The sequence below is a fragment of the Pelagimonas sp. genome (assembly GCF_058892305.1).
This window is the reverse complement of sequence record NZ_JBZXVN010000014.1, coordinates 12,519-30,581: the sequence shown is the minus strand read 5'-3', so window position 1 is coordinate 30,581 and position 18,063 is coordinate 12,519. Positions and strand designations below refer to the sequence as shown.

The window sequence follows — 18,063 nt, the reverse complement described above, 5'->3', positions numbered from 1 at the left end:
GCCGTTCAAGCATGAAAGAGGCCACCCGGATGTTCTCCGGGCAGCCTCGCAGTGATCCGTATATGCGTGTCCTGTTGAAGACGGACGACGAGAACGGCGTCAACCTTTGGCGTTTGCCTCCAGTTTCCACTCGGACATAACTGGGTCAAGATTGAACAGTTTCTGCGCGTTTCCACCTAGAATGCTCCGCTTGGCCTTTTCGTCCAAGAACGGAAGATCATAGATCGTGCTCGGAAGATCCATATCCCAATGCGGATAGTCGGACGAATAGAGCAACTGCGATTCTGCGTTTATCATCTTGAAGGTGACTTCCAAGGCTTCGCGGTTGTCCACCAGCTCCATCGGCTGCGTAGAGTAGTACATCTCACGCATGTAATCGCTGGGTTTTTTCTTCAAGAGTGGAGCATCGGACGTACGCATCATGTACTCGTTGTCCAGCCGTTGCATCAGGAAAGGAACCCAAGCCAGACCACTTTCGATCCACATGGTTTTCAGCTTTGGAAAACGCTCGGGCATGCCGTTCATAACCCAGTTGGTCATGTGGATGATGTTACAGAAGCTGAAACCAAGCGCGTGAACTGAGATAAACTTGTTCAGCTGTGCCAACGAGGTGTCGGCCCAGTGATAAGCCGCGTGGAAGCCAAGAGGCATTCCGTGCTCTTCCAGTTTGGCATAAATACGCATGTTTGCGCTGTCATGCACTGGGCGCTTGAGATAGCCAGTCGAAAGGAACCCAACGACGCCTTTCTTTTCGGCGAACTCGTCAATCATCTTCTCGGCTTCGTGCGGCTCGTTCATGGGCAGATAGACCATGGATACGAGGCGATTGTCTTCTTCAAGAATGCGCTCGCTCAGCCAACGGTTATAGGCGCGGGCCATTGCCACCTCGACCTCGACTTGGGGGTGCGTCGCCAACAGCAGCATTGGGGTTGGGAAAAGGCACGCCATATCCGTACCCATCGCGTCCATCCAGCGCCGTGCCAAAGTGATGTCGCGGTGTGGTTCTTCGGGGACAATTTCCTTGTTCCGACCCGCATAGCGCGTCACGCGCCCAGCCATGTCCTGCGAACCGATCGCCTGCGGAATAAGGCCGGCGCGGCCAACGTTACCGGCTGACAAGCCAAGATGGCGCATCACCGGGTCGTCCATGTATTGCAGGATTTCCGGCAAGGCCTCAGTCTCATAGTGGTGGCTGTCCACATCGCAAATGAAGAAGTCTTTGTAATTGCGATCTTCCGCTTGCTTACGTGCGTTCTTCAGCAGCTTGCTGGTGTTAAATTCCTGGATTGCCGGATCGTTATCCGAGCTGTAGTTCATCGTGGTGCCCGTTAAAGACATTTTATCTCTCTCCCCTCGTGTTACGGATTCAGCGTCTGCCACATGCCCAACTCGAACACCGCCATATCGGCAGCATCGAGAATGCCGGTCGCGGCGATGGCGACAGCTGTCGCCGAGACATCGTTGTCTCGTGGGAATGCGGGCAAGCCGTCATTGGTTTCGCGAAGTTTCGCATATGCGGTCACAGCGTGTGAAAGCAGCGCCTGAAGTTGCTCGGCGCGCAGGCCACTGCTTTCGGGGTTGCGAAGTGCATTCAGGACAGCATCGACCGATGCCTCCAGAGCAGGAGCTTCAGCGGTTATCTGGTCAAACTTCGACATAGACCTCTCCTCCTTTTTCCACCACGTTGTAACGTTTCATTTTGTACTTCGGATCGCCGACGGCTTCGCCCGTTGCAATCTTGAATTCCCAGCCATGCCACGGGCAAACGAAATGCAATTCGTCTTCGTTGAAGGTCTGCCGGAGCGCGCGCTGCTGGTCGTCGAGTTCGACGCAGACCTGCGGCATCTTTAGGCCTTCGCATACCGGGCCACCTTGGTGCGGACACACGTTCTTATATGCAACGATGTCTCCTTTGTGCCGAATGACCCCGATCTCGACCCCGTCGACCTCGCAAATCTTTGCCGTCTTGTCGCTCAAGTCCGACACCGCACATAGCAATCTTTCTGGCATTATAGCTCCTCCGTCTGTTGCCCAGTCTTGCTTCAAGTTAGTAAGATTGCCTTACTATAAGAGTGGCTTTAGAATTGTCAAGAAATAAGACATCTAAATTAGGGGGCGCAAATCGTGCCGCAATCACCTTCTAGGAAACGTGGTCTTGGGGCGTCACTCCGCCTGGCGCATCATCTTTATGGTAAGCTGCTGCAGGAGCAGTTGCGCGAAACCGGGCTCAGCATGGCGCAGTACATTCATCTCCGGTGCCTGAGAGAGGAAGGCAAACTAAAACAATCCGAGCTTTCCGGGTTGCTGGGCATCGAAAAGGCGTCATCTACACGCGTACTGGACGAGCTCGAAAAGCGAGATCTTATCACGCGTAACCGCAGCCAGTCCGACCGGCGCGTGGTTCATGTCGACCTGACTGACTCAGGCCTTCGAAGGATAGATGGCGCAATGAAATCTGCGCGTCTCGCGGCAGATCACGCCTCGACGGGATTTGAACCCGACGAGTTGGGTCACCTTTTCGCTGCGATGGACAAGCTTCTAGATAATCTCGCAAGCGCGTGTTGCCAGTCCCGCTAACCAAACCTTGGCGCAAGGGCGAGAAGTGTCACACCGGTCGCGGCTAGTGCAGACGACAGGTAGAATCTGGGACCCGGGCGCCGTTCGGTTTTGAAGATGTGGCCTGCGAGCCAGGCGGCAAAGAACATCTCGATCGAAGACATGATCGCGACGACGGTCACATCAGTGAACATAAGTGAAAAGAACAGCGCCACTTGCCCAACGGTCATCGAACTGCCAGCCAGCAGTTGCCACCTGCTCGGCCGCTGAATTCGCCAGGACAACGCGTTGCGCGATTTGAACCGGAACACCCAGGAGACCGCAAACCACATTAGACCCGTCATCGCACCGATGAAAACTCCGGCCAGAGGGTCCGGCAAAGTCTGCATCGCGAGCTTTCGGGAGACGAAAGAGCCGCCATACCCGGCGGCGGACGCTACGGCCATCGCCCGGCCCTTGTTCTTCTCTCGAGGGTCAGGATCTCCGACCGCCAAGTCAGAAGCCGATTTGACCGAAGCGCGTGACATCATGATTACCACGCCGCTGGTAACCAGGAAGAAGGCGATGACCACAGGTGTCGTGATGACCTCACCGAGCAGAAAGAACGCCAACAGCGCCGCAAACACTGGTATCAGGCGTCGGATGAAACCGGTCTCGATGGCTCCGGCAAGCTCTACCGAGCGGAACAGCGTAAGACGGCCGACAACGTTGCCAAGCACCCCGGCTGCAACGAAATAAGCCGCACCAATGAGCGCACCGAGTCCAAGTTCCGGCATCGTTGGGCCCAGGAGCAGCCAAAGCGCCCCGGAGACAACGGCGGTCATCAGCACAGAGATAAGAACGTCGTTGCCGCGGCCCTGAACCGATTGCGAACTCTTGGCAATGGAAACCGAACTCAAGGCGTAGCAGAACGCTCCGAACGCGGCCAAGAGGCCGCCGAACCCTGCGGTGGTCATCGCGCGTGTCGGCGCGGATTGTACCTGCTACTTGTCATGGGTCAGCAACTGATCCAGGAAGTGGTCTGAAGACATAACCTCGCGCATTGGCAGCGTCTCCTGCTGCGCCATCAGCTCGGTAGAATAGGTCAACCCCTGGCCGTCCCAGAACCACCAATAGATGATCTTGCCTTGCTTGTCGCGAATCGGCATCCGGAAAATCGGGAAACTTCTTTCCGAATGCGGAATGTCCGACCGTCCGGCAAGCGCGTGCTTCAACCCTAACCGATTCAATGCCCCCGTTAGGGGGACCATGGCCATCGGTGCGGGTTTTTCGGCCAATACAGTCACATTGTCGGGCCGGTGTTCGTAAGACCCCGGGAGGAACTTGACCACGGGAGGATAGCTCGGGTGGGTATGCGTGAGCTGTACGTAAGCCAGCCCCTTCGTTGTTTCGACCTCGACGATATCTCCGGGTGCGTACTCTTCCATTGTGGCGCTCCTCTTAAAGGCTGTAGGCTTCTAGGGTCGAGGGATGGAACAGTTCTTCGATCTCCACTCGGCGCGGCGACAGTCCCTGACTCGCGTGGTAATCCAAAAACTTGTTCAGGACATGGGCGTTGCCGCCGACGCCATAGCTCCAGGGGTCGTCACCCATTAGCGCATGCACGCGGTTGAGATTATCCTCGACGAAGGGCATCGTTACTTTCGTTGCAGAGGTATCCGACAGGGCCTCTTCTGCTAGCAGCTTCGATTGCGTGAACGCCTTGAGCAGGGCGGCGGGTAAGAACGGGTATTCCTCTGCGAGGCTGCGGCGCACCCCAAGAACATGCATGATCGGAAAGATCCGGGTCTTTTCGAAATAGGCTTCGGCCGTAGCGATGCTGTCTGCAAAAAGCCGACCTACGTGCGGATGCCGCTCGGCGAAACAACGCGGCCAACGCGGGCCGACGAAGCCGTCGATCTCACCGGCTTCGAGCATGCCATTCAACGTGCTGCCGACCGGCGCCTCTTCCATGCGGATATCGCCGGGTAACTGAACCTTGATCTTTTCGGGCCGGCCCGGCGTATCCATACCGCCGCGCACCCAGATGATGTCGGAGGGTTTGACACCGTATTCCTCTTCGAGAATGCCGCGCACCCAGACATTGGCGGACAGCTGATATTCGGCGATACCAATGCGCTTGCCCTTCAGATCCTGAGGCGTTTCGATTCCTTTGTCGGTTCGAATGTAGACAGAAGTGTGACGGAACGCCCGGCTCAGAAAGACCGGGATCGCGACATAGTGCGGATTTCCGCGGGCGACCGAGATCGAATAGGAGGACAACGAAATTTCGCTGATATCGAACGCTTCGTGGCGGAACGCCCGGAAGAACATTTCCTCTGGGGACAGGAGCATGGGCACGGGATCGACACCGTCTATCTGCACTCTTCCATCCACGATGGCACGCGTTCGGTCATAATTTCCCATGGCAAGGGATAGTTTGAGATTGCTCATCCTGTTTGTTCCTCCTCATTTGTTTTGCATTGTTGCCGCAGGTCGACAGGTTGGCCGGTCGAGGCGGACTGCAGGATCGCATGGCAAACCTCCAGGCTTGCCAGACCCCACGCGCCCGTCTGGACGGGGGCCTTGTTCTGGCGGACAGCGGCTACCAGTGCATCGTTCACGGTTCTACGTGGCGCGGGCCCGAATGTCGCTTCGATGAAGCCACGCTCGGTGTCACCAAATACTTCAACTCCGTCCGGAGTCAGCTTTAGGTCGGCACGGTCGCAAAGCGCGATGACTGGGCCAAAATGCTCGTTGTGCTTTGCGTCGACCGTCTTACCGCTGCCGAATGTGCGCGTCGTCTTGAGGCGCGCCTCGTCATCGGGATCGAGGGCCATCAGCGCCCGCCTTGCATCGCCATAGGCGCCGGCGAGTTTTCGCTGCCCCAGCTCTCCGACGTCGTTCATCCAAATGTCGCTATCGAAATGGGCATAGCCCGAATAGGTGAGATTGGCGACGCATCCACCCTCAAAGTTCATCAGCGCCGTAAAGGCGCCTTCTGTTGGACGCTTTGGATCCCATGCCCCCGTCATGGCATAAATCTTCTCTCCCATGCCGCCCGCAAGCCGTCGGACCACGTCGATCTGGTGGATGGCCTGGCTGAACAGCACCCCTCCTCCTTCTTCGGTGCGCAGCTCCTCCGGGCGTCGGGGACGATACAGGAAGTCGGTGTAGTTAAGGGCCTGGATCATTCTCAGCTGGCCGAACTTGCCGCTCGCGATCAACTGCGCGGCCAGCTCGACCGGCGGATCGAAACTGTGGCTGGGCCCAACGATCAGGTGAACCCCCGCCTCGTTCGCGGCGGCGACCATGGTCTCGGCGTCTTCCATCGAGATCGCGAGCGGCTTTTCCACGAGAATGTGCTTTCCAGCGCGCGCCGCGGCCAGAACGTGATCTACATGCATTTGGTGCGGGGTGGCGATGTAGATCGCTTCCACAGATGGATCGGCGCATAGATCCTCGACAGTCGGATAGGCGACACCGCCGTATTGCTCTTCGAATGCGGCCCGGCTTTCCGCCCTCGGCGCGGCCGCGGCCGTGAGCTTGACGCGTGCGTCGGCATCAAAGGTGGGGACCATCAGCATGAAAGCCCGCCCCAACCCCGCAACTCCGAGGCGGACGGGATCAGAGGTCAAGAACCAGCCTCCCCGATAGCGCGCGGGATACACAAATCATTATATGGTCGCTTTTTTCCTCTTCCATAAGCACCATGTCGCGATGGTCAGCTTTCCCCTCGAGGAGGCGGGTCTTGCAGGTGCCGCATGTGCCACTTTCACAGGAGCTGGACGTTGCGAATCCGGCGTCACGCAATGCCTCCAAGATCGAACGATCTTCGGGCACCGTGACGGTTTCGCCACTTTTTTTCAGCTCCACTTCGAAAGAGACATCGTCTTGGCGCACCACATCGACGGGCTTGAAATCCTCGAAGTGAACTCGCCCCTCCGGCCAGTGCCCGGAAACGGCCTTGATTTCATCCATCAGCGGTTTCGGACCACAACAGAAGACGTGAGTGGCACGGGGCGTGACGAGATCGTCCCAGAAATCGTAGACTGCATCCGGAGCGCCGCCGTCATGGTGCACAATGATCCGGCCATCGAAATCTCTCATCAGTTCATCCAGATAGGCCGATTCCTCCGGACTGCGGCTGACGTAGATGATTCTGAGCATCTTGCCCTTCTTGTCGAGATACCGTGCCATCGACAGAATCGGCGTGATCCCGATACCGCCGGCGATGAGCAGGTACTTCTGAACATCGGTTAGCGGGAAATCGTTTTCCGGGAATTCGACTGTCAACTCGGACCCGACGGTCGCCTGTTCGTGCATCGACGCGGAGCCCCCACGCGAATTCGGTTCTTTTTTGATCGCGACAACAAATTCCTTTGGGTCGCTGCCATCGTTGATCAGCGAATAGCGACGCATCGCTCCGGACGGAGTTTCCAAGGTGATGTGAGCACCAGGATCGAAACTAGGGAGCACATCGCCCCCAACCGGCACCAGGGTGAATTCGGCGATGCTCGGGGTCAAGTCACGCCGTTTCTCGACGCGCATCTTGATATTCTCCATGAGGTCCTCCCATTTGGTCGTGATTGTGAAATTGTTTAGATAGCTAAGTTATGTGTGTCAACAGACCATGTGCTGCGCAGTCATCCTCAACCTTGGGCGAGCCATCGAGAACGTGCAGGTGCTACTAGTGGAGGAACCTGTTATGGCCGTCGCGTTTCGACGTTGACACCTGAGACAGCGGACACGGATCTTGCGCCCACAAAGGTCATGGTCCTCGTCATCTCCTCTTCAAGGATCGAAAGCGCCCGTGACGCGCCCGCCTCGCCTTGCGCCGCCAAGCCATAGAGCGGCGCGCGACCCAGCAGAACGCCCTTCGCGCCCAGGGTTAGCGCTTTCACGATGTCACTGCCGCGACGAATGCCGCCGTCCAGCAGAACCGGGAACTTCCGATCAAGAGCCGCGATGATATTTGCGAGTACGTCGATGGTGGCAGGAGCGCCATCAAGCTGACGGCCACCATGGTTCGAGACGACGATTCCATCCACACCGGCGCGTTGCGCGTCAATCGCATCTTCTGGGCACATGATACCCTTGATCAGCAGCGGGCCTTTCCATTTCTCCCGAATGCGGCGAACATGTTCCCATGAAAACTCCGGGTTCCGCTGAGATCGGGTAAACTCGGCCAGTTCTCTGTCGCTCGCGCTGTTTCCGACAAAGTCCAAGAGGTTCTCAAGTCTGGGACGGTGCGGCCCGAGCCATACGGAGGTCAGCCAAGCAGGATGCAGAAGCCCATCGAGAACAGTCCGGGGGCCAATGCGGATTTCGTGGGCGAAGCCGTGCCGCAGATCACGTTCGCGCTTGCCGCCCACGAGTGAATCGACAGTCAGTACCAGAGCCGAGTAACCGGCCGCCTGCGCCCGGTCGATCAGCGCATCAGCGAATGCGCCCTTCCCCCAAGGATAAAGCTGGAACCAGAGGGGACCCTTGCTCCTCCGCGCGATCTCTTCCAGCGTCGTGTTCGAGGCGGTCGAAACCGTGAAACCGACCCCAGCCCGTTCGGCCGCAGCGGCGAGGTGCAGATCTCCCTGGGGCCAGTAGAGCCCATTCAGCCCTGTCGGCCCTATGAAAAACGGCTTGGAGTATGTTTCCCCGAACAGCTCCAAGGTGAGATCGACGCTCCCCCCTTTGAGGATTCGCGGCGTGAGAACGATATCCGTGAAGGAACTGCGGTTCCGCCGCAGCGTCACCTCTGCTTCCGCGCCCCCATCCAAATAGTCGAACACCACCCGTGGCAGGCGGCGCCGTGCCTGCTCCCGCAAGTCTTCGATATTGATTGCTGTCGTCATAACGCCTGTCGCCCGTCGAGCAGAAACCGTCGAGGGAAGCTATGAAAGTCCGACGGCACCACGAAAAAAGAGCCGCCCAAAACCCCTTGAGGCTTTGGACGGTTCAGGGAGGAAACATGTGCGCAAGTTATTCGGCCGCTTCCGTCTTGCTCGACGTGTCTACCAGTGTTCGCCAATCGACGTCCTTAGGATACACGCCCTCGTGAGAGGCGATTACCCTTTGCGGAATCTTCGAGTCGGTGCCGATTGCCTGGCCACCTTCGGCGACTTTCTTTGCCGCATCGGCCATGAGCCGGCGGAACTCGACAATCGCTAGGTCGGAGGCCCCAAGAATGTCCGTGTGACGCTGCACGCGGCTACCCATCGAAACCCACATCACAATATCTTCGTTCGGAATGCCGTCCACGCCGGTAAAGTGGCCCTCTTTCATCCTTTCGCGGTCCTGCTTGAAGTCGTTCTCCAACGTCCGGAGAGAGCGCCATTTATGGTCCACGTCCTCACCCGGTACGGCATGGGCAAACTTGCGCCACTCTTTGGTGGAGGGAACGTTCGGTCCGTCGAAGGCTATGAAGTGAAACGCTGTCTCATCGTCATTGATCGGCACGATGACGCTGGCGACCCGGTAGTTGTTGTTCGGCGGAATCAGCGAATAATAGGGCGCGATAAATTCGGTGATCCGGAGATAGTTATGCGTCTGAGCGTTTTTGATCGGCTTACGGATCGCCGCGTAATGGAAACCGTAGCTCGTGGTTTCAGTCTGCATACGCGGAGATTTGTCTGTCGACGGGCGGTACCATGATTTGTCGTCCGCCGCGGCGCCCTCGACCCGTGCCGGAACCATATTCGAGGAATGGAGCGATGATGAATGCGCGCTATCGATCTGGCCCTCGTGAATCTGCGCCCAGTTGGCGGGCACGCGAATCTTCAGGATCGAAACTGGGGTGTCTTCGGTTGGCGCAAAGGCCGGCGGCTGGAACTCGGGCATATCATCTTTCTCGCCGAGCCAAGCCCAGACGAAGCCGCCCCACTCCCGCACGGGGTAGGAACGATGTTTGACCTTGTCCATCAATGGACTGCCTTCTGGCTCTGAAGACATTGCGACGACATTGCCTTCAACATCCATCTTCCAGCCGTGATAGAGGCAGCGCAGCCCACATTCCTCGTTACGGCCATAGACCAGAGAGGCCTTTCTGTGCGGGCAAAGCTCATCCAGCATTCCCAGACGACCCTTGGTATCCCGGAACGCGACATAGCTTTCGCCGAGAACTTCGACTCGAAGCGGTTTGCCGTCCGACTCTTCAACCTCTTCGATCAGGCATACAGGCGTCCAATGCTGACGCATAAGTCGCGCCATCGGGGCATCCCCCGTTACGCGTGTAAGCAGTTCATTCTCTTCGGGTGTAAGCATCTGGGCTCCTCCAATGGCATCCGACTCTTTCAGTGGATGAGTGGTTTTCGACCTCTCAATTATTCTTAGCTCTCTAAGTTTTATCTGTCAACGTAACCTGCCACTTTTTTTGCCCGCGTTGTAGGTATCGACCTAACTTGTTGTCCGAAATAGCGGGTTCTGAACTAGATCAAGCTGACGAGATCGCAAAACCGAGATTCTTTCGCGCAATTGTGGTCCGGAACCTCCCCGACAGCGGCTTGCCGGGCCCGTCACTGAGGTGTCATGGCGGCCAGCCTGTGCATGAGTCCCGGCAAGCGCACCATCTCGCTTCACCGTGTGAGCCATGGACGCAATCTCTTGCCCAGAAACGGCGCAACGTAGACACCGTTCACCCCGGTGAGCACCAGCGCAACAAGGAACAAAGACACCGGACCTGGAAGGTTTTGCGTGAGCGGTTGCAGCGCGTAGTAGATAAGGATCAGCAGGGGATAGACACCCAACATGCTGGCGACCCAGGCCTTCCAGTAGCGCGGCGCGGCTGGCGGTTTCGGGTCCGTATCGTTGGCCGACACCTGGTGTCCTTCCGCCACCAAAGCAAAGCTCAGTCTCTCTTCGAGGTCACGGGCCAATGCGGCCATTTCGTCTCGGAGCGACTCGGATATTTCTTCCCCACGCAGGGTAAGCAAAAAGGTGAACTCCTCAGAGCTAGTCTGGTTCTGCACCGACACTGGCCTGTCAGGTCGGCAGCAATCTAGGTGATCGGGAACGAAATCGTTGATCGCCTTCGCGACGACCGCGGCCTGTACAAGGGGCGCTCTGATTGAAACCGACAGCTCGGAGATCGCGTCGGCGCCAATACTAAGCTGTTTTGGCCCAAGTTCTTCCGGCCCCCGTGTTTCATTCATTTTCTGAACCTCGACATACTTTGCGCCGGTTGCGAAATGATCAGTTCCCACCTACGGAAGTGGCCGCCTGTGTTCGGTGTCATAGGCCGACCGGCCCGGACCAACCTTAAAAATTGGCCCAGACCAAATGCCGCCTCTGGGTTGAATCCCTCGATGACCAGACTGCACTTCAATAGGGGCAACCTGCTGAGGCGCCACAGCTAGGCACTGTCGACGTGGGCGCTTTCTGTCGTGAAAGCGATCTGCCGGATTAGCATTGCGACAATCACCAAAATACAGATCGCGGATACCGCCAAATATGGGCTTACGGCGCCAATCGCAGCGATGGGAAGTACGCCCCTTTCGATTGCAGTGAGTTGCGTCTTGACCAAGCCTTCCAGAGAGGCTGCGACCGCGAGGGCTCCGGCAAACGCACCCACGACGGCCAAGGTGTTTGCCAGGGGGCCAAGTTCTAGGAGGATACCCGGGTTCCACACGAAGGCGAAGGGCAGCAGGAAGCCGACGATGGCTAGCCGGACTGCAGAGAACGCGATCTTGAAGGGGTCTTCGTCGGCAATCGCTGAGGCCGCGATTGCAGCCACAGCAATCGGTGGCGTCAGTGCCGAGAGAATCGCGTAGTAGAGCAGAAACATCTGGCTCGGCAACGTCGGGAAACCGAGCTTTGCCAGCGCCGGTCCGACCAGCACGGCTGCCAGGATATACGCACTGGGCGTTGGCATCCCGAGACCGAGAACAATCGTGACGACCGCGGCGATAACGAGTGTCAGCAGTGGTTGCATGTTGCTGACAGTCAAAATGACGTTCGCGGATTTCATTCCAAGGCCGGTCATCGACAAGCCGCCAATCACAAGACCGGCCGCGGCACAAGCGCCGGCGACTGGCAGAATCTGGAGCGTAGTCGCCCCCAGCCCTTCCACCAACTGCCACAGTGACAGCCGTGTGTCTTTCAGCATCATCGCGGACAGGATGGTTACCAGAACTCCGACACCGGCTGTGAAGGTCGGGGAATACCCCAGAATGAGGGCGACGATGATGCCGATGATCGGCAGCAGGAAAACCCATCCGGTCCTGAATGTTTCCTTTGCTGAAGGTATTTCGTCTGCAGAGGGTCGAAGGTTGTGCTTGACTGACCGGAAGTGAACCTGAGCGAAGACACCCGTGTAGTATAGAAGCGCCGGCACCAGAGCGGCGAGCACGATGGCGTTGTAGGAAATGCCGGAATACTCGGCCATGATGAAGGCTGCTGACCCCATGATCGGAGGCATCGCGCTTCCGCCAGACGACGCCGCGACTTCCACCGCCCCCGCGAACCGTGCCCGATAGCCGAGTCGCTTCATGACAGGGATCGTGATCGACCCCGTTGCAACAACATCGGATGTTGGGCTCCCGGACATCGTGCCGTACAGGCCCGACGAAATGATCGCGATTTTGGCGGGGCCGCCGCGCGCATTGCCGGTCACAAGCGCTGCAAGGTTGAAAAAGAAGTCCCCTCCCCCGGCCTTGGCCAGGAATGTTCCAAACATCACGAACAGGAAAACATAGCTGGCAACGACCTGAAGCGGCACGCCAAAAAGTCCATCGGTGGTGAAAACCAGAATATCCAAGAGATAGCTGAACTCGCTGACGCGATGCCCGAATGGCGGCGGCAGAAGAGAGCCAAACAGATTATAAATCAGGAAGAGGGCGACAACGCCGGTCAGGCCTAGGCCGGTGGTCCGGCGGGTCGCTTCGATGGTCAGAAACAACAAGGCTGAGCCAAAGAAAAACTGATCGGTTGTGAATTCGTCGAGTAGACTGATCCGGTCCGCAATCGCTCCCGAGGTCACGTAGAAATACACCCCTGTGGCCAGGCTCAGCGCAGAGAGAACCCAATCATAGATCGGAATGCTGTCCGGCGCGCGCGAGGTCGCGCCGATCGCGAGGAAGAGAATCGTGAAAATGCCCGATACGAACAGAATGCCCTGAATGAGCGGATCGGAGATGATGAAGAGGTTCGAGTGGATTACCCAAACCGCGAATGCCGCCGCCAGAACCATGACGATGGTTCTCATCGGCGAGCCTAAATTTCTACGACGACCGGTTTCTGTAAGCGAAGGAAAATTCATGTAGACCCCGTATAAGGCAGAGAAGAGAAAGAACCGCGATGTATGGGCCGCGCGATGACATGACGTGACATCTCACGTAGCCACCGCGGGGCATTGCTCTGTGCAGTCCATGAGTGGGCCGGCGCGTGTCGTTGCAGCGCGCGCCGGCCGGATCGCGGGATCGACCTTACTTGAGCAGACCCAGTTCCTTGTAGGCACGCTCCGCACCAGGATGGAACGGCAGCGTGGTCTGCGACGTCAGAAGTTCCGGTGTGAGCGCCTGCATCGCCTTATGCACGCCGCGGATCTCGTCGATATTGGACGCGATGCTCTTTGCGAGCATGTAGCCAGTTTCTTCCGGCAGTACATCGGAAGTGATTACCATCGCACCCAGTGCGAGCGTGACGACATCTTCGGTCTGGTTCTTGTAGCTGTCGGCTGGAATTGTGAACGTGCCGGTTCCGAAACGCTCGTTGGTCGCAGCGATGATGTTTTCGGGAACGCTGAGCAACACGACGTCATTGCCCTCGTCAACTTTACGGAACGACGAATGTCCGATGAAAATGCCGTTGATCACCATATCGGTGCGGCCGTCTGCAATCAGATCTGCTTGCTGTGACGAACCACCGCGGACAAGCACGCCGCCATTGGACTCGATCGTGGCTTCGTCGTAGCCCGCCTCTTCGAGCATGAAGGTCGTGATGTTGGCGACGATGTTCCCGGCATTGTTGTTCGCAACACGGATCGCCGCGCCGGACGTCGCGAGGTCGTCAATGCTGTCGATGCCATATTCTTCGGCAAGAGACTTCTTGATGAAGAAGTGCATCGGCGCCCAGTTGTACATGTAGCCGATGGCTTGAAGGTTCTCGATCGGCGCGTCAAACGGTTCGTCCCCTGCGAGGGCCAGCTTGATCTCGGCATCATGTGCCATCCCCAGGTCGGTCCGTTCACGGCCCAGAAGGCCGATGTTCGCAAAGCCACCCCCGGTGGCCTGATAGGTCACCACGCCGCTCGGGTCATCCGCCTTGACGGCACGGTCAATACCAGCGCCCAGAAGCGACCAAAGCCCCGAGGGATTGCCGCCTGAAAGGGTCACATTAACGCTTTCTGCGGAAGCAGCGCTCGCAAGAACCGCAAGGCCGATCGATGCGGCAACGGCTTTGATTGGAAATTTCATGTCTTCCTCCCCTTTTTTCAGTAGACATCTAATATTAGATATCTATCTTTAATGCTACTAGTCTATCCACTCGCACCCGTCAACCCTGATTGAAGTCGAGACTATTGTTCAGCGAAAGCCACTCAGGTCATAGTTCCTGACGCGGAACACCCTAAAGCTGAATATTCGGCGTCGTTGCTTTGCAATGACGCATCGTCAACCCGTGGAACCCCGGGACGGCAGGGCTCATATCCCCGTCCCGAGCGGAAAAATCTATCCACAACCACCACCTAAAGGCCCGCGCCGGACACCCGGCAAGTGTGGCTTGCGACTTAGTTTTCTGTGTTGCCCTTGGTCGGGGGAACACGGACCCCTCTGGCGGCCGCATCCTGTTCGTCATTTTCGAGGTTCCGGATCATCACGGCAAGTGCGTGTCGCAAGTCTTCCTGAGCTTTCTTGGACAGTCCCGCCATCGCTGCATCGTTCACTTCGAGCGCCAGAGGTTCGAGAACGTCGCGCAGCTCCAAGCCCTTCCGCGTCAGAAACGCGTGCTGGCGCCGTTTGTTGCCCTCGACGTTGCGTCGCTCTATGAAACCCAATTCTTCCATTTTGATGAGCGCGGTGTGGGCGGTGGGTTCGGTGAGATGCGCCCGGTCGCTCAGTTCGCGTTGCGACAACCCGTCTTCCTGCCAGAGGATGCGCAGGAAAATCCACTGACCGAACGTAACATTTTCCGTTTGCAGGCGAAGTTGAAGAGCCCGGTTGAAACCGCGGGCCGCCAATCGCACCAGTCGGGCCAAGCGCTCGTCGGGGCGGACAGGCACATGGCTTGATTGCTTTTCTTTCATCGCATCGCTCACGGCCTGTCTCCACACATGGTTTTTATCCAAACAGCGCGCCCGCCCGGACTTGATAGCTAGGAACTCCAGAGTTCTGCCGCACGCCTTTGGCGGCGGCACAACCCTAGCGTGGCGCGCGCAACATAGGTGCCGAGCCTTGGTACAAAGTCAAGACATGGAAGACGGGGTGCCTATCGTTGGGCCCGAGTATGGACTTTCTTCCGGGGTGGTTTTGCCCCTGTGTCGGGATTGTGCGCCGGTTGCTTTCCAGAACGCGACCATCATGCGCCGACACCTGCCTTGCACCACTGTGCCGCACAGCGCCGGGCAACCGTTGTGTAACGCCTCCGGCAAACCCGGCGCGGTTCACGGCCATTCAATAGGTGCAAGGAACATAGGCTCTGCAGTTCAGCTGTGCACACCGTTCGCGCGGAGGGGCTGGTCAGTTCAGATCGTTCAACTTTTGTCGCCAGCGTTCCACCACATCGGGGTTCCTGACATATGTCGGCAGACCACCTTTCATGATGCGTGTTGCGTTTTCGACGAGGACGTCGGGCATGACCGTGTAGAGATCAATGGTGTGGCCCAGGATATGCGGGGTGAGGATCACCCGGTCGAGGCCGCGCAGCGGGTGGTCGGCGGGCAGCGGTTCGGTTTCCGTCACGTCCAGCCCCGCACCAGCCAGGTGCCCTGCGGTCATCACCCGCACCAGCGCATCCTCGTCAATGAGACCCCCGCGCGAGGTGTTGATCAGAACCGCATCCGGCTTCATCATGCGCAGTTCAGCCTCGCCAATCATGCCCCGTGTCTGCGCGTTCAACGGCACATGCAGGCTCACCACATCACACGTGGTCAGCAGCGCGTCGCGCTCCACCAACCGTACGCCCGTAGGCGCGGTATCCGGTGTCAGGAACGGATCGTGCACCAGGATCTGTGCCGGCTCGAACGCCAGCAGTCGCTCGATCACCCCGGCCCCAATCCGGCCAGACCCGATCAGGCCGATCGTCCGGCCCCGCACCATCCGCGCATACATCTGCTGCGGCCGGCCCGCATTTTCGCGTAGCAGGCGTTCGGATTCATGCAGCCGGTACAGCAGCACCAGCATCAGCATCACTGTCGCCTCTGACATCGCCAGAAAGTTCTCGGGCGTTGCACCATTGGCCACGATCAGACCACGCGCGGCACAGGCCTCCAGATCGACCGCATCCACCCCGATCGTCGGAAAGACCAGCGCCCGCAGCCGTGGCGAGGCATCCAGATCCGCCTCGCTCAGCCGCGACCGCGAGCTGGCCACGATGATATCAACGTCCGACAGCAGCGCCTGCCGTTGCTCTCCCGTCAGCCGCAGCGGAACACCCGGGGTGATCTGGGGGCCGCGAACGACCTCCCAGCCTTCGGCCCGCAGCCGATCCGTTGCGGTGTCCAACACCTCTTCCAGCACAGGATCCTGCGCAATATAGATCTTCGGGGTCATCATCAGTCGCTCCGCGTCAGGCCAGCGACCATGTTGGGGTTATACCCCGGCTGGACACGTGCATCGATCACTACGCTCTTGCCCGCGCGCACCATCTCGACGCCCTGTTTGATCGCCTCGACCAGCTCGCCCGCGGTAAAGACCGGGCCGATCCCTTCGCAGCCCTGCGCCCGCGCAACTCCGGCAATGTCGATATCCGGATCACCGATACGCTGGCCGATCCACTTGTTCTCGACCGGGCGGTTGCGGGCCACGGCCACGCGTTCCTGGTGCACCTCGTCATTGTAGAACGAGCGATTGTTCGACACCACCGCCAGGAACGGAGTGCCATAATGCGCCGCCGTCCAAAATGCCGAGGCCGCCATCATGAAGTCGCCGTCCCCAAGAACCGCAACAGGCAGCCGGTCGCTGTCTTTCAGCGCCAGCGCCGCCCCGATCAGCATCCCAGGACCCGAGCCGATCCCCGCGCCGCCATCCGAACCCAGGAAGTCCAGCGGATGACGGAAGTGCCACGCCTCGCCCGCCCAACCCAACGGCAAACGCACAAAGCTGGCACAGACACCTTCCAAACCTTCGCCAAGCGCCCCGGCCAGCGTCATGATATCAAGCTCAACATCTGCATCGGGGGCGTTCAGCGCGGGTTTGACCGGCAAATCACCGGGCATCTCGCCCGCCCCTACACCCAGGGCATCGGCAATCGCATGCATCGCAACATCCGGGCCACAGGCCAGGTGCAGATCCAGCGCAGGCAGCGCCTGATGCTCCATCCCCCAGCCATTGTGCAGCTGATAATCCAGCGACGCCTGGATCACCTGCGCCGTCACTTCGCCCGCCAGTTTCAGCGTACCCGCGACATCCAGCCAGTCCAGGCTCAGGATCACATCGGCCTCGCGCAGCACCGCGCCCGCCGCGTCGTCGATGAAGAAGGCTGGTTTACCCCGATGCTGCGGGTGATCCGTCGGGAAAGACGCCCCGATCCGGATATCCGTCAGAACCTTCGCCCCCAGCCCCTCGACAAAGGCCACACGCCGCGCCCAATCCGCCGGATCGCGCGACACCCGCCCCGCCAGCACCACAGGCGCCTTGGCGTTCTTCAGCAGGTCCGCCGCACGTGCCACGCCTTCGGCCGAAGGAGCCGCAGGCAAAGGCGGCTGGTAACGCGCAAAATCCGGCAGCGCCGGGGCCTGCGCGTGCTGCTTTTCCTGGATCGACACATCAAAGTTCACATAGGTCGGCCCTTTCGGCTCGCTCCGCGCAATCACATCCGCCCGCAACATCGATTCCAGCGCCGCCTCCATCGAGCCAGGCTGATCGTCCCATTTCACATAATTCCGGATCATCGACGCCTGGTCACGGCAGGTATGCAGCCAGTCAATCCAAGGACGCCGCAGCGCCGCATCAACCGGCCCCGTCGCACCATAGATCAGCACAGGAACCCGATCACACCATGCGTTGAAGATCGCCATCGTCCCGTGCATCAGACCCACATTGCTGTGCAGGATCACCGCCAATGGCTCCCCCGTCACTTTCGCATAGCCATGCGCAATCGCAACCGCATGCTCTTCGTGCAGACACAACAGCATCTGCGGATCTTCATTACCAAGGTGGTTCACAAGGCTGTCGTGCAAACCTCGAAAGCTCGACCCAGGGTTCAGCGCAACATACTTCACCCCCAAACCTCGCAACATATCCGCAAATACATCGCTACCCCAAACTCCCAAACTATCCGACGATACTGGGCGCTCAACCGGCAATGGAATTCCTTCACTCATATCTTCAGACCTCTCTTTACGATGTGTTGGTGCGGCAACCCCATTTGGAAAGGCGC

The 18,063-nt window shown here is 58.6% G+C and carries 17 protein-coding genes; 1 reads left to right on the top strand and 16 read right to left on the bottom strand.

Annotation, left to right across the window (positions count from 1 at the left end; translation table 11 throughout):
* Positions 1-99: 99 nt before the first annotated feature.
* The 3 genes from AC5EFR_RS05560 to AC5EFR_RS05550 are packed head-to-tail and all read right to left on the bottom strand — an operon-like array spanning position 100 to position 2,010.
* Positions 100-1,338 (bottom strand): amidohydrolase family protein, encoded by a 1,239-nt coding sequence (locus AC5EFR_RS05560; protein ID WP_152007192.1) that lies wholly within the window; start codon positions 1,336-1,338, stop codon positions 100-102.
* A 20-nt stretch (positions 1,339-1,358) separates the two neighbouring features.
* Positions 1,359-1,658, bottom strand: a complete 300-nt coding sequence (locus AC5EFR_RS05555; protein WP_040104531.1) for a hypothetical protein — start codon at positions 1,656-1,658, stop codon at positions 1,359-1,361.
* Positions 1,645-2,010 carry a Rieske (2Fe-2S) protein gene (locus AC5EFR_RS05550; protein ID WP_235872051.1) on the bottom strand — a complete coding sequence of 122 codons (366 nt, stop codon included), beginning with the start codon at positions 2,008-2,010 and terminating at the stop codon, positions 1,645-1,647. Before AC5EFR_RS05550 ends, AC5EFR_RS05555 begins: the two co-directional genes overlap by 14 nt.
* Positions 2,011-2,124: 114 nt before the next feature.
* Between AC5EFR_RS05550 and AC5EFR_RS05545 the strand changes: the two genes are divergently transcribed.
* Positions 2,125-2,577, top strand: coding sequence for a MarR family winged helix-turn-helix transcriptional regulator (locus AC5EFR_RS05545; protein WP_235872050.1), 453 nt, complete (start codon positions 2,125-2,127; stop codon positions 2,575-2,577).
* On the opposite strand, the gene AC5EFR_RS05540 is transcribed toward AC5EFR_RS05545, so the two are convergent.
* The 13 genes from AC5EFR_RS05540 to AC5EFR_RS05480 all read right to left on the bottom strand — a co-directional run bounded on the left by AC5EFR_RS05540 (position 2,574) and on the right by AC5EFR_RS05480 (position 18,007).
* A complete protein-coding gene (locus tag AC5EFR_RS05540) occupies positions 2,574-3,512 on the bottom strand; it encodes an EamA family transporter (protein WP_096705142.1) in 939 nt (312 codons plus the stop codon). The genes AC5EFR_RS05545 and AC5EFR_RS05540 overlap by 4 nt on opposite strands.
* 27 nt (positions 3,513-3,539) lie before the next feature.
* Positions 3,540-3,983 carry a hypothetical protein gene (locus AC5EFR_RS05535; protein ID WP_096705143.1) on the bottom strand — a complete coding sequence of 148 codons (444 nt, stop codon included), beginning with the start codon at positions 3,981-3,983 and terminating at the stop codon, positions 3,540-3,542.
* A gap of 13 nt (positions 3,984-3,996) precedes the next feature.
* A complete protein-coding gene (locus tag AC5EFR_RS05530; RefSeq protein WP_176556057.1) occupies positions 3,997-4,989 on the bottom strand; it encodes an ABC transporter substrate-binding protein in 993 nt (330 codons plus the stop codon).
* Positions 4,986-6,206 carry a Gfo/Idh/MocA family protein gene (locus tag AC5EFR_RS05525; RefSeq protein ID WP_255301772.1) on the bottom strand — a complete coding sequence of 407 codons (1,221 nt, stop codon included), beginning with the start codon at positions 6,204-6,206 and terminating at the stop codon, positions 4,986-4,988. The genes AC5EFR_RS05530 and AC5EFR_RS05525 overlap by 4 nt, the downstream gene beginning before the upstream one ends.
* Complete coding sequence (locus tag AC5EFR_RS05520) at positions 6,163-7,101, bottom strand: PDR/VanB family oxidoreductase (protein ID WP_096705145.1); 939 nt, start codon at positions 7,099-7,101, stop codon at positions 6,163-6,165. The genes AC5EFR_RS05525 and AC5EFR_RS05520 overlap by 44 nt, the downstream gene beginning before the upstream one ends.
* A 140-nt stretch (positions 7,102-7,241) precedes the next feature.
* Positions 7,242-8,387 carry an alpha-hydroxy acid oxidase gene (locus tag AC5EFR_RS05515; protein ID WP_493574934.1) on the bottom strand — a complete coding sequence of 382 codons (1,146 nt, stop codon included), beginning with the start codon at positions 8,385-8,387 and terminating at the stop codon, positions 7,242-7,244.
* Between the two features lie 127 nt (positions 8,388-8,514).
* Entirely contained in the window at positions 8,515-9,795 is a 1,281-nt protein-coding gene (locus AC5EFR_RS05510; RefSeq protein WP_040104545.1) for a Rieske 2Fe-2S domain-containing protein, read from the bottom strand.
* A 311-nt stretch (positions 9,796-10,106) separates the two neighbouring features.
* Positions 10,107-10,682, bottom strand: a complete 576-nt coding sequence (locus AC5EFR_RS05505; RefSeq protein ID WP_096705147.1) for a putative antibiotic biosynthesis monooxygenase — start codon at positions 10,680-10,682, stop codon at positions 10,107-10,109.
* 200 nt (positions 10,683-10,882) lie between these two features.
* Entirely contained in the window at positions 10,883-12,787 is a 1,905-nt protein-coding gene (locus AC5EFR_RS05500) for a TRAP transporter permease (protein WP_493574933.1), read from the bottom strand.
* A gap of 166 nt (positions 12,788-12,953) precedes the next feature.
* Positions 12,954-13,943, bottom strand: coding sequence for a TAXI family TRAP transporter solute-binding subunit (locus AC5EFR_RS05495; protein ID WP_076626055.1), 990 nt, complete (start codon positions 13,941-13,943; stop codon positions 12,954-12,956).
* Positions 13,944-14,254: 311 nt separating this feature from the next.
* Positions 14,255-14,782 (bottom strand): MarR family winged helix-turn-helix transcriptional regulator, encoded by a 528-nt coding sequence (locus AC5EFR_RS05490; RefSeq protein WP_244462834.1) that lies wholly within the window; start codon positions 14,780-14,782, stop codon positions 14,255-14,257.
* Between the two features lie 421 nt (positions 14,783-15,203).
* On the bottom strand, positions 15,204-16,238 hold the full coding sequence (locus AC5EFR_RS05485; RefSeq protein WP_096705150.1) for a 2-hydroxyacid dehydrogenase: 1,035 nt from the start codon (positions 16,236-16,238) through the stop codon (positions 15,204-15,206).
* The gene (locus AC5EFR_RS05480; RefSeq protein WP_099249695.1) at positions 16,238-18,007 is read right to left on the bottom strand and encodes a thiamine pyrophosphate-binding protein; all 1,770 of its coding nucleotides are present in this window, start codon (positions 18,005-18,007) and stop codon (positions 16,238-16,240) included. The genes AC5EFR_RS05485 and AC5EFR_RS05480 overlap by 1 nt, the downstream gene beginning before the upstream one ends.
* Positions 18,008-18,063 lie beyond the last annotated feature (56 nt).

Bases quoted from the DNA above. Each gene is read 5' to 3' on its own strand.
- AC5EFR_RS05520 (WP_096705145.1), bottom strand. From the start codon at position 7,101: ATGGAGAATATCAAGATGCGCGTCGAGAAACGGCGTGACTTGACCCCG.
- AC5EFR_RS05485 (WP_096705150.1), bottom strand. From the start codon at position 16,238: ATGATGACCCCGAAGATCTATATTGCGCAGGATCCTGTGCTGGAAGAG.
- AC5EFR_RS05535 (WP_096705143.1), bottom strand. From the start codon at position 3,983: ATGGAAGAGTACGCACCCGGAGATATCGTCGAGGTCGAAACAACGAAG.
- AC5EFR_RS05510 (WP_040104545.1), bottom strand. From the start codon at position 9,795: ATGCTTACACCCGAAGAGAATGAACTGCTTACACGCGTAACGGGGGAT.
- AC5EFR_RS05505 (WP_096705147.1), bottom strand. From the start codon at position 10,682: ATGAATGAAACACGGGGGCCGGAAGAACTTGGGCCAAAACAGCTTAGT.
- AC5EFR_RS05495 (WP_076626055.1), bottom strand. From the start codon at position 13,943: ATGAAATTTCCAATCAAAGCCGTTGCCGCATCGATCGGCCTTGCGGTT.
- AC5EFR_RS05555 (WP_040104531.1), bottom strand. From the start codon at position 1,658: ATGTCGAAGTTTGACCAGATAACCGCTGAAGCTCCTGCTCTGGAGGCA.
- AC5EFR_RS05550 (WP_235872051.1), bottom strand. From the start codon at position 2,010: ATGCCAGAAAGATTGCTATGTGCGGTGTCGGACTTGAGCGACAAGACG.
- AC5EFR_RS05540 (WP_096705142.1), bottom strand. From the start codon at position 3,512: ATGACCACCGCAGGGTTCGGCGGCCTCTTGGCCGCGTTCGGAGCGTTC.
- AC5EFR_RS05480 (WP_099249695.1), bottom strand. From the start codon at position 18,007: ATGAGTGAAGGAATTCCATTGCCGGTTGAGCGCCCAGTATCGTCGGAT.
- AC5EFR_RS05515 (WP_493574934.1), bottom strand. From the start codon at position 8,387: ATGACGACAGCAATCAATATCGAAGACTTGCGGGAGCAGGCACGGCGC.
- AC5EFR_RS05500 (WP_493574933.1), bottom strand. From the start codon at position 12,787: ATGAATTTTCCTTCGCTTACAGAAACCGGTCGTCGTAGAAATTTAGGC.
- AC5EFR_RS05560 (WP_152007192.1), bottom strand. From the start codon at position 1,338: ATGTCTTTAACGGGCACCACGATGAACTACAGCTCGGATAACGATCCG.
- AC5EFR_RS05530 (WP_176556057.1), bottom strand. From the start codon at position 4,989: ATGAGCAATCTCAAACTATCCCTTGCCATGGGAAATTATGACCGAACG.